Genomic DNA, 16,059 nt, shown 5'->3' with positions numbered 1-16,059 from the left:
TGTCTGGCTGTCTCAATTGATGTTCCATTTGTCCATTTTTACATCTTGATAACACGGGGTTGCGCTGCCACTATAGGCGGGTTATTGATAGTGAGCCGAATATGACTAGCAGTCTGATCCGTCGTACAGCGCTGGCCCATGCAGCCAGACCGGTACGTCAACTGATTGAGAACCGCACAGTATTTGAAAGCCACGAGGCCGAACTGTCGGTGTATGACACCTATGAACAGGCACAGCGGGTAGGGCTGGAAGCCGAGGAAGTGCTGTATTGCGGTATGCTGACAGGCCGCAAGGTACTGCATGGCAACCACTATGACGGCGAATTTTTACCGCACGAATCCTTTGTTATGGCACCGGGCGAGAAAATCAGTATCGACTTTCCAGAAGCCAATCCCAATCAACCAACCACCTGCCTGACCCTGGGTATTGGCCGTCACAAGCTGCAGGAAGTCTGTGACTTTTTGAACCGACATACCCCGCTGCCAATGAAGAATTGTGAATGGCAGCCCAATATGGGTTATAGCGATCATGTTTTTCACATCTATCACACCCAGTCTACTCAATTGCTGCTGGAACGCATCGTCAATAGTTTCCTGATTCGAGATGATGACCGCGATTTAGTCTTGAATCTGGGTATAACAGAACTGCTCACCCGTATGCTCAGACAAAATGGCCGGCAGTTTTTGCAACGTTGTGCACAACAAAACCCAACAAATAGCGGGCTGCACGCCGCAGTGGCCTTTATCGACTCACATCTAGGGGATAACCTCGAAATTGACGACCTTTGTAAGCAAGCCTGCATGAGCCGCTCCAAACTATACCAGGCATTCAAACAGGCATTAGGCTGCGGTCCGAGGGAGTATATTCAGCAACGCCGCCTGGAAAAGGCCCGCTTGCTATTACAGAGCGGTAAGTCTGTCACACAGGTATGCTTTGAGGTTGGCTATGTTAGCCCCAGCCACTTTTGTCGCCGCTTCAGTCAATTTTACGGCCACCCTCCCGGCACCCTGCTTAAACGCCAGGATGTATCCTGATCGCTTAGATGATCGAAGGCATAAAAAAAGGGCGGCAGCGCGAAAATTCGAACAAGCCGCCCCGAGAGGGCAAGGGGGCGGAATCAACTGAGCATCCAGCCCGGTTGAACCGCTTATCAAAACAACAACATGACAAGAATAATTAAACATAGAAATATTGCAAGTTTATGAAATATTTTATTCCTGACCGGTATTTTTACCGGATCGTCTGAAAACTCATCAAACTCGAGTCAATTGGCGGTCTGGAGCAATGCACGCAAGCTGCCACAACATAACCTGGCGGCCCCTATCCTTCTTCCCCCATGCATGGTGGTTATGCGACGAGCAAAAACAAGCAATGGTCACAAGGCAGGAAAGCGTCAGAATTGAGGTATATTGCCGCCAGTCGCGGTCAGGCCCATAATTTGGTCGTCCATTTTCAACCAGGAGTATGTATTGTCTGCTCAACTCAAAGCCACGCTAAGTCCCTATCAGCTGCGCCAGGAAATTCGTCAGGGCATGCATCAGGGCAACACATCTGGGCTGGCTGCCGGGTATGTACAATGCAACCTGGCGATTTTACCGGCCGATTATGCCAATGAGTTTCTGCGCTTTTGTCAGTTGAACCCCAAGCCATGCCCGCTGATAGGCATGGCAGATAAGCCTGGGGATTTTATGCTGCCGCAGGTTGGCCAGGATGTGGATATCCGTACCGATGTACCTGCCTATGAAATTTTTGAGCACGGGGAGCACAAAGCGCGGGTTCACGATCTTCTCGACTTTTGGCGCGATGACCTGGTGACATTTATGCTCGGCTGCTCTTTTTCCTTTGAAGAGCCCTTGCTGGCTGATGGCCTGGAAATTCGCAACATTACTGAAAAAGTAAACGTGCCCATGTACCGCACCAATATTGCCTGCCAACCTGCTGGGCGCTTCGGTGGCAACATGGTGGTCAGTATGAGGCCGATGAAAGCAGCCGATGCCATCCGTGCTATCCAAATCTGTAGTCGCTTTCCTGCTGTACATGGTGCGCCTGTTCATTTGGGTGACCCGGCCCAAATCGGCATTGCGGATATCAACAAGCCGGATTTTGGCGATGCGGTCACTATTAAAGAGGGTGAAATGCCGGTCTTCTGGGCATGCGGCGTAACACCACAAATGGCCATTCGTCATGCCAAACCGCCTTTTTGTATTACTCATAGCCCTGGCTGCATGCTGGTTACAGACCTGCTTAACAGCCGGCTATCTATCCTGTAGGTGACTTATGCTGCTGAATTGCGATCTTGGTGAAAGTTTCGGCAACTGGAAAATGGGTCTGGATGACCAGGTGATGCCCTTCATCGATCAGGCCAATATAGCCTGTGGTTTCCATGCTGGTGACCCGGATGTGATGCATCGCACACTGCTGTTAGCGAAACAAAATCAAGTCAGCATAGGTGCACATCCCGCTTATCTGGATCTACAGGGTTTTGGGCGCCGTTCTATGCAACTCACCCGTCAGGAAATCATCAACCTGTTGCATTACCAAATTGGCGCACTCAGTGCCATGGCCACAGTACATGGTATGCAACTGAGTTATGTAAAACCCCACGGCGCCTTGTACAACGACATGATGGCCAAGCCTGCGGTGTTTGACGCAGTGGTTGAAGCAATTGACAGCTTCCCGCACAAACTGAAGTTGATGATTCTTGCTACTGCAGAGTCCGAACAATATCAAAAAGCGGCTGGACAAGTAGCGCTGTTATTTGAGGCATTTGCTGACCGACGTTATCAGGACAACGGCCATCTCACCCCTCGCAGTCAGCCGGATGCTGTATTGGATACCGAGCAGACCCTGCAGCAAGTAAAGTTGCTGGCAGCGGAAGGCACAGTGATCACCCAAAGCGGCCGTAAGCTGGCATTAAATCCTGATACCTTATGTGTGCATGGTGATAATCCTCATGCCCTGGCCATGGTCAGACAGATCCGGGATCTGTTGCCACGATGAGCCAGTATCCAATGATCCAGACAGCGGGCGAGAACTGCCTGATACTCTATGTGGCAGAGCAGTCCGGCCCCGACGTGGCGAACCAGATTGCCGCCTTACTGCCTGGCTTGAGAACGATGTTTGGTCGTTACCTGGTGGACGTTACGCCCTCTTACAACTCCATATTGATCCAATATGACTGCCTGCAGATTGATCATTTTCAGGCCAGGGCCCTGCTTCATCAAGTGCTGGGCCAGCCACAGCAAAGCAGCAGTTTGGCCGGTAAACTGGTTGAACTGCCGGTTTACTACAGCGAGCAAAGCGGTCCTGATTTATCAGCCCTTGCACAGCGGGCAGGGCTGTCCGTTCAGGACGTGATCGACATTCATCAGGGGCAGGAATATCGTGTCTATGCCATAGGCTTTGCGCCGGGTTTTGCTTATCTGGGTGAAGTGGATGCACGCATCGCTGCCCCACGTTTAGCCACCCCCCGCAAGAGAGTTCCTAAAGGCGCGGTAGCCATCGCTGACCGTCAGACCGCGGTGTATCCGGCCATGTCGCCTGGAGGTTGGAATCTGGTGGGCTTATGCCCTACGCCCATGTTCAATCCGCTTGGCGAGCCCCATATGCCAGTGCAAGTGGGCGACAGAGTGCGCTTTGTGGCAATCAGTCAGGATGAGTTTGTGCGACTGGGTGGCGATCTTTCACAGCTGGCAGGAGGCATTAGCTGATGTTTAGGGTACTGAAGCCGGGCATGATGAGCCTGCTCACCGACGCTGGTCGCTTTGGCCAGGCTGGCCTGGGTCTGACCCAGGGTGGGCCGGTGGATCCTTTTGCTTTTGGTATGGCAAATTTTCTGGCGGGTAATACTGCGCCATGCACGGCATTGGAGGTCACCATCGGTGGCTTACAGCTTGAAGCGCGTCAGGATGCACTTATCTGCGTCACGGGCGCACCGCTTGAACTAACAGTCAATGAACAGCCGCAACCGCTATGGCAGAGCATCAGGGTCAAAGCCGGTAGCCGCATAGAACTTGGTATGCAAACAGCCGGACTGCGCACTTATCTGGCGGTTCACGGCGGCTTTGACATCACACCCGCCTTTGGCAGTAGCAGCACCGTTGTGCGTGAAGGCATTGGTGGATTGAACGGTGGCAAACTGAATGCAGGTGATGAATTGCCTATTGGCGAAGCGGTCGAACAGGCTGTATGCAAAAAACTGCCAGCATCTGCTATTCCCCAATACCAGCAAAACATCACAGTAGGTTTGATTCCCGCTTACCAATATGCGGCGTTTTCTGCCACCAGCCGGGCCGTGTTTTTTAGTAGTACCTACCAGGTCAGCAACCAAGCCGACCGCATGGGTTATCGTCTGCAAGGGCCTAGTGTCGCTAGTAATACCCATAGCATGCTGTCAGAAGGCATAGCTTTGGGCGCTGTACAGGTACCTGCTGACGGGCAGCCCATAGTATTACTCAATGACCGCCAAACCATCGGCGGCTATCCAAAACTGGGCTCTGTACTGTCCCTAGATTGCGCCAGGCTGGGCCAGTGTCGCCCAGGGGCAACTATTCAATTTGAACTAATCAGCCTGGAGCAGGCGCATAATCAACTTATGCTTCACCACGCCCGCCAACAACGCTTGCTGACACATCTGGAAGAACTTGATGAGTGACGCTCTACTTCACCTTAGCCGTCAGATAGAAGATCTGCTGGTTGCGCGCAATATCCGTGGTATGCAGAGCCTCCAGGCAGCGTTGTTGCCAGGCTATTTGTTGCGTGCCGCAACCTTACTAAACGAAAATCCTGGCACCGTATTAATAGGCACAGGTTTTCCGGTTACTGATACCTTTGAAACCGACGGCCCGGTTGGCGCTGTTGCACTTTACAACGCCCTGTTAACCCTCGGCTACAGCCCGGTATTGGTATGCGGCGAGCCGCTGTTCAGCGCTTTATCCAGCGACTATCAGTGCATTCGGATTCGAGACAATGAGCTCCCAGAAGCTCGCCGTGAGACTCGTCAGCTATTGGAACAATATGCCCCTAGTCTGGTGATATCCATTGAACGTCCGGGTCTTAGTGCAGACGGACGTTATTACAACATGCGCAGCGAAGATATCAGTGACCGCTGTGCATGCTATGACTATTTCCTGATTGATTCCCAATGCCCAACTATCGCTATTGGTGACGGTGGTAACGAGATAGGTATGGGTAAAGTGCTGGACGCAGTGAAATCACTCAACATAGTGCCAGCGGTGACCAGTTGCGATGAACTGGTGGTGGCCGATGTATCGAACTGGGCCGCCTACGGTATTCTTGCCTTGTTGGGTAAACTTCGCGGCATGGATTTGCTGGAAGGCATACAGCCTGAGCAAATTCTCAGTTATCTGTCGAAGCGTGGCAGTGTCGATGGAGTTACCAGAGAAAACACCCTAACCGAAGATAGTTTGTGCTTCAGTGCTGGTGTTGAATTAATTGAACAAATCCGCGACGTCTGGCGGTCAGCCCCCTAACTCCCCTGCAGGCCACGTAATTCGCGGCCTTTTTTGTTCAGACCATCGAGAATATCTTTCGCTTACCGCCAACAAACAATAAAGTATTACTTATTCGACAACGAATAATAATCGATTATTTTTACCTGCCAGGGGTAAAGTCAGCTAAGGAGTAGGGACTTATGGCACTTTCGTTGGAGCAGTTGGAAGCATTTATGGCTGCCGTTGAAACCGGCAGTTTTTCTGCCGCCGCCCGCAAGTTGGGTAAAGCGCAGTCATCTGTCAGTGGCTTAATCAGCAATCTGGAGTCTGACACCGGATTACCTTTGTTTGATCGCAGCACCCGTGAACCCCGCTTAACCCGCCAAGGCCAAGCTCTGATGGAAGACATCAAGTCTGTACTAAAGAGCCACAATCATCTTCGTTACCGGGTCAGCAACCTCACTGACAAAGTTGAGCTGGAAATTGGCCTGGCCTATGACAACCAATTGATAAACGACCAGCAGATTAAGCACCTGCTAAATGACTTTGAACAACAATTCCCCAGCACCTCGTTGCGGTTACTGCATGCTGCCCAACACGGCGCCTACAGGTTGCTTGACGAGCACAAGGTGGATCTCGCCATTGGCCTCAGACATCCCGACAGTGCAGCGCGTTTCGGCGTGGCAAGCGTTGGACAGGTGCAGTTTGCCAAAGTGGCCAGTGCCGACCACCCACTTGTAGAACTAAAGGAATTAAGTGATCAGGATTTGCAGCAACATCGGCAGTTAAAGTTTGTTGACACACAAGCGCACGGAGAGAGTAACCGTCCAGGTGGAAGCAATGCGTGGTACTGCAACGCACCAGAGACCCTGCTTTCTATGCTGAGGATGGGGCTTGGCTGGGCAGATCTCCCCTTGCCATGGGTGGAAAAAGAGCTGCAAAGTGGGCAAGTAGTTCACCTGCACAGCCACCATCAGGCTACATCCTTTCCGCACTCACTGGACATTATGTGGCGACGAGAAGGCGAAGCTGGCAAATGTCAGCAATGGTTGCGAAACCGACTTGAGCTGCAGCTAACGCAAAGTTATCAGCCACAGCACTGCTAGCCCAGCGGCATTGCCTGCTGATTCAGAGGTCAACAACCAGGGGTTGTTGACCTAATAACGCCAATCCAACGCCAGACTGATATGCCGACCGAATATGGGTCTGGCATAAAAGTACGCACTGTCTCGCTGGTTCAAGTCATCCCGGGGATTTCCCTCGGTTAGTCCCAGGGTATTAGTGAGATTTTTCGCTGACAATGACAACTTAAGTTCAGGCAGAAACTGCCAACTTACCCCCACATCAAGCTTCTGATAGGCCGACAAGGCAAAGTCATTCGCCACATCGGAAAAGCGCTCTCCCACATAAGACCACACCAGATAGGCTTCTTTGTCATTCCACCGATAGCGTGGCATCACACGTAGTTGCAAAGCCGGGGTCCGGGTTACCTGATTACCGTTATAAACATGCTCGGGCAAGGAGTCGGGAATACCGTCAAAACGGGCCTGTTGCCATACGCCCAGCACGTCCACCTGCCAGGACTCACTCGCTCGGTAACCAAGCTCAAATTCCAGACCTATGGTGCGGGTATCAATCATGACGCTCTGCTGCTCACGTTCAACGCCTCGGTAAACGGTAAAGTTGAGTGGATTAAAGCGGGTCTGAAACAAGGTAGTAGCGAGACTCCATTGAGCATCGGCCATACGCACGCCCCATTCGACAAACTGTAGTTTAATCGGCCTGCCAAAGCCCAGGTCATCAGGAATAGTCTGTTCGTAGTCTCCCCACCCCAACTGATTACCAAAATTGAGTAACCTCGGCATCTCAAAGGCACTGGCCATGCGGATAAAAGTTGCCGACCAGTCAGACAATTTATGATTCACCCCAAAACTCCAGGCCGTTTGCCGGAACTCGGCCGAGCGGCTAAATGACGAGCCGCTTAAATAACGAGAGACTTGCCCTGAAGGCAGGGTGAAAAGTTTATCTGTGTAGGCTTCGGATGATAAAGACAAGCGCTCATGCCGGGCGCCAATGTCCCAAATCCACGCATCATTCCATTGATATTCGAGGTTGGCATATATTGATTGAGAGGTTAGCTTCCCGTTGCCTTGCAAATAAGCTGGCCCGGCATAGTCCCACATCCCCCGATCAGTGAAACTGGTCAGTACCGAGCCACTTGCGTCAACCGCCACAATATCCAAACGCCGGGGACGATGACGCACATCGGTAAGCACTTTGCCCTGCCACTGATCAAGTGGCAATGCATCAAAGTGACTATGCGCATATATATGCCCCATCGTCAGGCTGTGTTCCTGCCACTGATAATCCACACTGAGGTGATTCAACCATTGGTGCGCAGCATATTCAGAATACAAGGGATAAGAGAATGTAACTAAGCCATTGCTATTGAGCAGCCCTGGGTTGTCCACCCACTCGCCGCTACCTGTATAGCGATATTTCAAGGCGGTGGCTTGGGGTATGGATGTCAGAAAGTCTTGGAGTACCGGGGCATCAAGCAGCGCATTAGCATCAAGCAAGGTATCGTTACCGAGATTCATAACGGTATACAGGCTGTTATAGAGATCCGACGCACGCAATCTGTTGTTTAGCACTAAGCCCTCAGCCAGATCCCGCTCATAATACAGACTGATACTATTCATTCTTGTATGTTGGCCATCGGTCAAATCGCGAAAAACCTCGCCTTTTGGTGTTTCAAATCGCAGGGTTCGAAGATCATCACTTAGCATAGTGGCGTGCGTGGCGTTAACGCCTTCAACCCCTGTTGGAGAATCAAAGTTCTTCATCGGTAACGGCGCAAAAAAGCTGGTATTGTCGTTTAGATGTTTGAAAACCAATTCCAGACTTTGTGCGTCTTGCAGCAGACTGATTCTGGCGCTGACTTGTCCTCCCCGGTCGGTGTTAAAGCCCGGGTCGCGAACACCATCGGCGATACGGTAAAACCCACCTACAGCGTAGTGCCAGTCTCCGCCAAGCGGACCGTCGAATCTGAGATCAAGTCGGGAGTAGCCATAATCCACTCCCTGTCGGTAAAGCAGATTCCCGGCATGCTGAGAGCCCCCCCGATAGCCCAGTAAATTCACCATGGCAGCAGGACCGTTCAGGGTAAAAATACCGCTACTGCCGCCACGGATGGTTTCAACCCCTTGAGTCATCAGATCCTGACGGACGAAGAAATCTGACCAAACACCGTCGTAAACCACCGGCAAGCCATCTTCCATCAGGCTAATAAAACGAAAACCTTCGCCACCTCTAAGCCCCCGCGGCGCGACATTGTTGTTGGCTTCGCCCCCCGAATCCTCGACCCAAAAGCCTGTGGTCTGCTGCAGTAATTCGGCGGTACTGACCGGGGCCAATAAATGCAGGGTATCGCTGGACAGGTAAGTAACAGAAAGCGAAGAGTCCAGTACAGAGCGTCGCTGCGAGCTCTGCCCGGTCACCAGCAAATGACTCCAGCTTTCCTGCGTATCCTTAGGGGGCTCGGCGAGTCTGGCAAATACCAGAATATGGCCCTGCTCAATATCAAACGTCAGGTTGCTACCGGCCAGCAGCCTATCCAGTAATTCAGCTAGGCGGAAATGTCCTGCAAGCGCGGGGGTTGTGCCCTGCATGGCAGCATCACGAATGCTGATTTGCAGATCCGCTTGCTCGGCAAGGCGAATCAAGGTTTGCGGCAGTTGATCTGCCGGCAGCTCAAAGTATTGTGGCTCGGCGAGGGAAAGGCTGGGCCATCCAAGCAGCACTGCGCTGCCGAGCAATAAAGCCCGCCATCTAGGCGTTGGCTTGCACAAGCCACTCATAATCCGGACAACGCGGCATCATCCCGCTTAACCACTGATAAACAGTATTTTTACCATATCGGCATACCAGATTCACGGTATCCGATCGGTTAATACCACTGTATCGGCGCTTTGCTGCAAACTCAGTTCATACAGCCTGGGTAAACTTTGAAGCCAGGATTCAATGCCATCGCTTTTTATACTGCCGGTATAAGAATAGGCAGCCACCTTAGCGCTGTTGATATGCAGTGAGAGATGACTGTAACGTTGCACATCAAAAAGCACATCTGCCAAAGGTGCATTAGTGTAGCGAAGGCGCCCTACCACCCAGTCAGAAGACTGACTGTTCTTAATCACTTCAGACAGCCTGCCATCCTGCTCAATCGACACCTGCTGGCCTGCGGTCAGTAATGTCACCGGAGCCTGTTTTATGCCGCCTTCAACAGATACTTTGCCCTCCAATACGCTGACATGAGTTGCCATTCTTGCTGCCTTCACATCGAAGATAGTCCCAAGGGCGATGGCCTGATGCCCCTGATGGCTGACGATAAAAGGCCTGCTGGTGTCCTTTGCCACCTCGAATCGGGCTTCACCGCTGAGGAGCTCGATATGACGCTGCTGCGCACTGATGTTCACCAATAGCTCGCTGTGGGCACCCAACTGCAGCCAACTGCCGTCGCTCAGTTGCACTTTGTCTAACTGGCCGACATCGGTTGAGAAACGCAGCGTTTGCGGCTGACTATTGGCGACCAAAGGCACAGATTGTATTGGCTGCTGAGTAGAAAACAGCGTAAAACCTATTACCAAGGCCAGCCCTGCAGCCAGTCCAAATCCTAACTGCCAGTTGCGAGGCTTGCGCGCCGCTTTCGTATTCAGGGGCACGACAGAGGTTTGCTGTTGAGCTTGCAGCTCCACAGACGGCAGTTGGTCTGCTAACTGCCAGAGACTTTGCATCTTATCAAAGGCTTGTTGGTGCGCAGGTGATGCTTGATACCATTTTTCAAATGCCTCCTGCATTTGAACTGAATCCTGTTCTTCCAAGCGCAATAACCACTCAGCGGCTTCATCAGCCACTTTCTCTTTATCAAACTGCACATCATTCATGGGTGCGATTTCCTGCTTGTCATAACTGGTCCTGAAGCTTGTCGTAACAATAACGCACAGCCTGTAATACATACTTTCTGACCATGCTGGGCGATACGCCCAACTGGCCTGCAATGACGTCGTAATCCAAGCCATTGACCTTATACAGCAAAAACGCCTGGCGACATTTGGGCTGCAAGTCTTCTAATAGAACTGACAGCTTTCTAAGAAGCTGCTGGTTATGGCTGGATTGTTCCGGGGAATCAGTCGGGTCGGCGGCATCCGCCAACTCCAGGCCCGGTTCCTGACACTCGGGGCTGCGTGCAGCCCTACGTAACTTGTCGATAGCCAGGTTAGTGGCAATTTTATACAAATAGGCGCGGATGTAACTTTGCACCTTCTGATCATCCAGCCCCAACAGCTTTACAAAGGCTTCTTGCACCACCTCTTCGGCTTCACGCAGCGGTAAGCCTTTAGCCACAATATGACGCACCAGTTGCTGATGGTGACGCTTATACAGGCGGCTGACTTCTTCGTTGTGGTCGATACTGGCTGATGACGAGGAATCAATTAACGCCATACGTTCCCCCCGACAACATCCTTCCACTCCAACACATACGGCTCTCTTTTTTCTAATACCGGTAAGGACTATAACGAAGCAACACAGCAATTTGGGAATGGCAGAGTAAGATTTTTTCAGAAAAATGTCAGCCGCCTAGCAATAAAGGCTAACCGGCTGACTAGAGGGCAACTTTTAACCCATCTGGTATCTCAAGCCGTTACCAGATTTGTAATTCATCTATATAAAGTGGCAGTAAAGGGATTTGCGGATCATGGGAGTCCTGGCGGTTCTCGGCAAACACCCTAACAAAGCGTCCCTGTTGGGTGGGGAAAGTCAGGCTGAGAACCGGCCCCTGAATTTGTGCCTCACTCAACTGCGCAACCTGTTGCCATTGCTGTCCATCATCAGACAAATAGACCTTCACCTGCCTGGGTGGATGCAATTGCCGATGCATGCCCGCATCTACGCCCAGTATGACTTTGCTAAGGGCGGTAGATTCTTCTAGATCGACACTGACATCTAAATCCACCCCGTACAGCAGGGTAAAATCGTTCACCGCATAAAACTGGTCGCTGGCCAGCACGCCGTCCAGCAAGCGCTGTTCACTGCCCTCGGCCGGGGCATGAACAAAACGGGCCGTTTTGCCCAATCCTTTATGAGGCGACAAACTAAGTTGTACCTCACCTAACAGGCTGCGCTCGGCGTCAACCCAGGCACTGGCGCGCAATGTCGTGGGCTTATCAATTTGCAAAGGCGCGGTGTAGCGCTGTGAGCCGATGGCAACAGCTTGCCCATCCAAAGTGTAATGAATAGGTAATCCAGCTATCTCGGTATGCAAGTCCACCAGCAACTTGGCCTGGGCATTAATCTGTGCAGTGGCTATCGGATAGTAAGCACTCACCGAAGGGTTTAATCCCATGCTGCGATAGCGCTTAAGTAAAGCCGGCAAGCGAGCACTAAAAGATGACCAACTACGCTGCCCAACTGGAGACCATAACACCTCGGCCAGCGCTGCCAGGCGCGGTAGCACCATATACTCAGCATGCCTTGGCGTTTTTACGTATTCGGTCCAAAGTGCTCCCTGTGCGCCAAGAATACGGGCCTGTTCCTTTGCGGTTAAACTCTGCGGCAGAGGGTCGTAATCGTAAACCTGTTTGAGTCGGGTTAAACCGTGGATGGCTTTAGGTTCATCCAGCGAGCGTGATTGGTAGGCATCAAAATACAACCACTGATACGGGCTCATAATCACGTCATGCCCCAGTCTGGCCGCCTCAATGCCCCCTTCCTCCCCTTGCCAGGACATAATGTTGGCCTGTTTGGCTGCGCCACCTTCGAGGATCTCATCCCAGCCGACCGGAATCTTGCCAAGGTCGGTGACAATATCGGCTACCCGTTGGATAAAGTAGCTTTGCACCTGCTCAGGGCTTTCCAGTCCTTGCTCTTGCATCAGCTTGGCCACCTCTTCACTGGCCATCCATTGCTTCTTAAATACCTCGTCACCACCAATATGGATGCGGGTCGCCGGAAATAGCTCAGCCACTTCCTGATAGACCTGACGCAGGAAGTTGAAGCTTTGTTCGGTAGGGCAAAGTACCTGTTCAAAAATACCAAATTGCCCGGTTACATCAACCGGCTGCCCATGACAGGACAGCTCTGGGTAAGCCGCGACTATTGCGGTGCTGTGGCCTGGAATATCAATTTCAGGGATCACTTCCACATGACGGGCGGCAGCATATGCCACCAGGTCACGAATTTGCTCTTGGGTGTAGAAGCCGCTTACCGGCTTGTCGTCAAACAGCGGCTGAAAATCGTAGGTATGCCCAACCACCGTGTGTTTGCGCGATGCGCCCACCGAAGTAAGTTTAGGATAGGCTTTGATTTCAATTCGCCAGCCCTGATCATCAGTCAGATGCCACTGAAAACGATTGAATTTATGTAGCGCCAGCCAGTCGATATAACGTTTAACAAAGGCGATATCAAAGAAATGCCGACTGACGTCCAGATGCATGCCGCGATAAGCAAAACGCGGGGCATCGTCAATTTGCACGGCGGGCACCTGCCAGGCAGCACGATTGATAGGTTGCATGCCTTCCAGTTCAGCTGGCATTAGTTGCCTTAACGTCTGCATGGCATAAAACAGCCCCGCCCGGCTGTTGGCAGTCAGAGTAATCTGCTTGGGCGTCACACTAAGACGATACGACTCATCTTTGCCATCCCCCTCAGTTTGTACAAAGGCAATAGTGTTGGCATCTTGCGTCTTGGTCAGTGGCAAAAGGTAACCCGTGGTAGGTTGCAGCCAGGTTGAAAACAGCGAGGCCACTTCCTGGGCTTGCGGGCTGTTGTAGACCAGACGAGTTTGCGCGTTTACCTCAAACTGACCGGATTGCCAGGTCAGAGATTGAGGCAAAGGCATTAAGTCTATGGATGAATCAGCCAGTGCCGGTGTGCCTAACATCAACCAGCAAAATCCAACCTGTAGGATTTTAGTTATAGAGCGCACTGTCTCTTATCTCCTTGAAAAAAGCGGCGCTGCTGCGCCGCTATCCGTTGTTTAGAAATCGAACGTAACCGACGCACTAAAAGTACGACCCAGAATCGGCCTGGCATAGTAGAACTCGTACCCGGCCTGCTGATCGTTAATGGCGCGTGGATTACCCTCAGTCAGACCAATCTCATCGGTCAGGTTGGTGGCTTTCACATGCAGTCGAATGTTGTCAGCCAAACGGTAATTCACTCCCGCATCCCATGTGGTGTAAGCCGGTAACTCAAAACGGTTCTCACCATCGGAGTAACGGTCGCCCAAATGATGCATGGTCAGGTACACATCACCTTTATCAAAATAGTAGGTGGGTGTGACACGCAGTTGCAGCTTGGGTGTGCGTTTCACCTGGTTGCCTTCCCAGTGGCTATACTCGCCTTCAAAGCCTTCCATCTCTGGCTTTTGATACACCCCGGTAATATCAACCCGGAAGTCTTCATGCACTTCCCAGACCGCCTCAAACTCAACACCGTCGGTGACGGTATCAATAGTCTGATTCGCTACCTGGCCATTACTGCCGGTAAAGTTACGCTCGGTCAGATCGTTAAACTTGGTTCTGAACAAGGTGGCAGAGGCCCCAATGGTTTCACCTGCATAACGCAAACCTAACTCACCAAACGTCAGCTTGATGGTGTCATTAAAGCTGGCGTCGTTACCGGCGTGAATGGTTTGCCCGTGACTCAACAAACGTGGCATCTCAAACGCATCGGCGTAACGGCCGAACATGGCGACACCATCGTTAAAGGTGTAGTTAAAACCGACCGTCCAGGCTGTTTCAGTTTCGGACATACTCTTGCTGTAGAACGTCGTCGACGGCATGTCGGTATAATTGTTCGCCAGGTTGTTGTCTACATCGTTGCCATTGGCATCAAAGGCACCGGCAACCGGCTGAGCAAACAAAGTACCAGAGCCGGTGCTGTCAAGGGTCAGCCGCTCCACCCGGACACCCGCATCAAGACGCAGGTTGTCAGTGGCTTGGAACTCCTCGTTGATATAGAAAGAGTGAGACTTGGACGTACCGAATGCAGTGGCTTGTCCCCAACTTGGGGCATAACCCGTGGAACCCTTGTCGGTCAGTTGGCCTACAACATTGTTAGCGGCATCCAGGGCCACAATATCCAAACGTCTGGCGTTATCCCTGACCTCAGTCAGGAAAAATGACTCCCACTTATCCACCGGCAGATCGTCTGCATCAACATGGGCGTACAGCCAGCCCATGGTCAGGCTATGACGCTCATTTTCATAGGTGAAGTTCAGCTTGTTAACCCACTGATCGCCTTCAAAGCGAGAGAACAAAGGATAAGTCGTCGTCACCAAACCATTGCCGTTCATGCTGGACGGATCATCCACCAGTTCATTTGAGCCAACATAACGATAAGCAGCCCGCACGGCACCTTGGCTGGCAAACTGTGACAACATGCCAGTCACATCGGCCTGCCCCAAACGGGCATTGGCATCCACTAAGGTGGAGTTATCAAAGTTCAGCAGAATGTACATGTCATTCTCAAACTTGGAGTAACGTCCGGCGGCCGTCATGTACCAGTTGTCAGACAGATCCCAATCCAGATTGAAGCCTGCGGTGGTGAACTTGGTGTGCTGACCGTCTTCCAAGTCTCTTTCCAGATAACTGCCGTCGGATTTTAAGAAACGCAGTTTCTGCTGATCTTTACCCAGCAAGGTGCCATGACGAGGATCTACCCCAGGAATACCTTTAGGGTTGCTTTGGTCTTGCAATGGAATAGGTACATAGAAGGTGGTGTGGTCGTCCAAATGCTTGGCGGATAACGTCAGCTGACCACGCTCAAATTCTCTGATCAGATTGACCCGCACCTGACCACCTTTGTCCGCAGTAAACTCGGTGTCGCGCACGCCGTCTGACTGGCGATAAAAGCCCCCCACCGACATCTTCCAGTCGTCATTGATAGGAGTACCGTAATACCAATCAGCGCGGTACATTCCATAGTCAGCCGTGGACAGCTTTAACAACGTTTCAGCTTGTTCGCCTGGCTTACGAGTGATGAAGTTAACCAAGGCCGCTGGACCGTTAGTGGTTAACAAGCCGCTGGTACCGCCGCGAACCGCTTCCATATGCTCAATAGTGATATCCTGGCGCTGGAAAAAGTCTACCCAGATGCCGTCATAGATGACAGGTAAGCCATCTTCCTGCACGCCGATGTAGCGAAAACCTTCGCCGCCCCGCAGACCACGGGGAGCCACGTTGTTGTTGGTCTCACCGCCGGAATCTTCAACCCAAAAACCCGGGATCACTTCCAGTAAATCCGCCGTCCCCAGTGGCTGCTCACGCTCAAGCTGCTCTGCATTTAAGGTAGTAATAGAAACCGATGACTCCAGCTTGGTTTGGCCACGGCCGGTGGCACCGGTCACGATAATACGCTCTAGATCCAACAGGCTGGGTGGCTTCTTAGTTTCCGCCACTTCCTCTTGCTGAGCCAAGGCAACCGGCGTCGCCAATAAAGACAGAGCCAGAACGCTGGCAATGGGGTTGAGTGGGTGTGCTTTATGATTCCGTTGATGCATGTTCTTCTCTCAAGGTTTATGGATTATTGGCGAACGCTGTTATTC

At 51.8% G+C, this 16,059-nt stretch carries 12 protein-coding genes; 7 read left to right on the top strand and 5 right to left on the bottom strand.

Translation table 11 applies throughout. From position 1 onward, the window contains the following. The first annotated feature begins 101 nt into the window (after positions 1-101). The 7 genes from KJY73_RS13510 (at position 102) to KJY73_RS13480 (ending at position 6,559) form a co-directional block, all read left to right on the top strand. A complete protein-coding gene (locus KJY73_RS13510) occupies positions 102-1,034 on the top strand; it encodes a helix-turn-helix domain-containing protein (protein ID WP_214344243.1) in 933 nt (310 codons plus the stop codon). 435 nt (positions 1,035-1,469) lie between these two features. Further along, entirely contained in the window at positions 1,470-2,270 is an 801-nt protein-coding gene (locus tag KJY73_RS13505; protein ID WP_214344242.1) for a putative hydro-lyase, read from the top strand. Positions 2,271-2,277: 7 nt separating this feature from the next. After that, entirely contained in the window at positions 2,278-3,000 is a 723-nt protein-coding gene (locus KJY73_RS13500) for a 5-oxoprolinase subunit PxpA (protein WP_214344241.1), read from the top strand. Then, positions 2,997-3,710 (top strand): 5-oxoprolinase subunit PxpB, encoded by a 714-nt coding sequence (gene pxpB / locus KJY73_RS13495; RefSeq protein ID WP_214344240.1) that lies wholly within the window; start codon positions 2,997-2,999, stop codon positions 3,708-3,710. Before KJY73_RS13500 ends, pxpB begins: the two co-directional genes overlap by 4 nt. Further along, entirely contained in the window at positions 3,710-4,654 is a 945-nt protein-coding gene (locus tag KJY73_RS13490) for a 5-oxoprolinase subunit C family protein (protein ID WP_214344239.1), read from the top strand. Before pxpB ends, KJY73_RS13490 begins: the two co-directional genes overlap by 1 nt. After that, positions 4,647-5,492 (top strand): DUF4392 domain-containing protein, encoded by an 846-nt coding sequence (locus tag KJY73_RS13485; RefSeq protein WP_214344238.1) that lies wholly within the window; start codon positions 4,647-4,649, stop codon positions 5,490-5,492. Before KJY73_RS13490 ends, KJY73_RS13485 begins: the two co-directional genes overlap by 8 nt. A 161-nt stretch (positions 5,493-5,653) precedes the next feature. After that, complete coding sequence (locus tag KJY73_RS13480; protein WP_214344237.1) at positions 5,654-6,559, top strand: LysR family transcriptional regulator; 906 nt, start codon at positions 5,654-5,656, stop codon at positions 6,557-6,559. A gap of 51 nt (positions 6,560-6,610) precedes the next feature. Here the strand turns inward: KJY73_RS13480 and KJY73_RS13475 are convergent, their stop codons facing one another. The 5 genes from KJY73_RS13475 to KJY73_RS13455 form a co-directional block, all read right to left on the bottom strand. After that, on the bottom strand, positions 6,611-9,256 hold the full coding sequence (locus KJY73_RS13475; RefSeq protein ID WP_214344236.1) for a TonB-dependent receptor domain-containing protein: 2,646 nt from the start codon (positions 9,254-9,256) through the stop codon (positions 6,611-6,613). 129 nt (positions 9,257-9,385) lie between these two features. Next, positions 9,386-10,396 (bottom strand): FecR family protein, encoded by a 1,011-nt coding sequence (locus tag KJY73_RS13470; RefSeq protein WP_214344235.1) that lies wholly within the window; start codon positions 10,394-10,396, stop codon positions 9,386-9,388. 19 nt (positions 10,397-10,415) lie between these two features. Continuing rightward, entirely contained in the window at positions 10,416-10,955 is a 540-nt protein-coding gene (locus tag KJY73_RS13465; protein ID WP_214344234.1) for an RNA polymerase sigma factor, read from the bottom strand. Positions 10,956-11,154: 199 nt separating this feature from the next. Further along, complete coding sequence (locus KJY73_RS13460) at positions 11,155-13,437, bottom strand: beta-N-acetylhexosaminidase (RefSeq protein WP_332874205.1); 2,283 nt, start codon at positions 13,435-13,437, stop codon at positions 11,155-11,157. A 51-nt stretch (positions 13,438-13,488) separates the two neighbouring features. Beyond that, on the bottom strand, positions 13,489-16,014 hold the full coding sequence (locus KJY73_RS13455; RefSeq protein ID WP_214344233.1) for a TonB-dependent receptor: 2,526 nt from the start codon (positions 16,012-16,014) through the stop codon (positions 13,489-13,491). Between the last annotated feature and the right edge of the window lie 45 nt (positions 16,015-16,059).

Source organism: Bowmanella yangjiangensis (genome assembly GCF_018531185.1).
GTDB lineage: Bacteria > Pseudomonadota > Gammaproteobacteria > Enterobacterales > Alteromonadaceae > Bowmanella > Bowmanella yangjiangensis.
The sequence above is the reverse complement of the archived record's forward strand: the minus strand, read 5'-3'. Positions and strand labels throughout refer to the sequence as shown.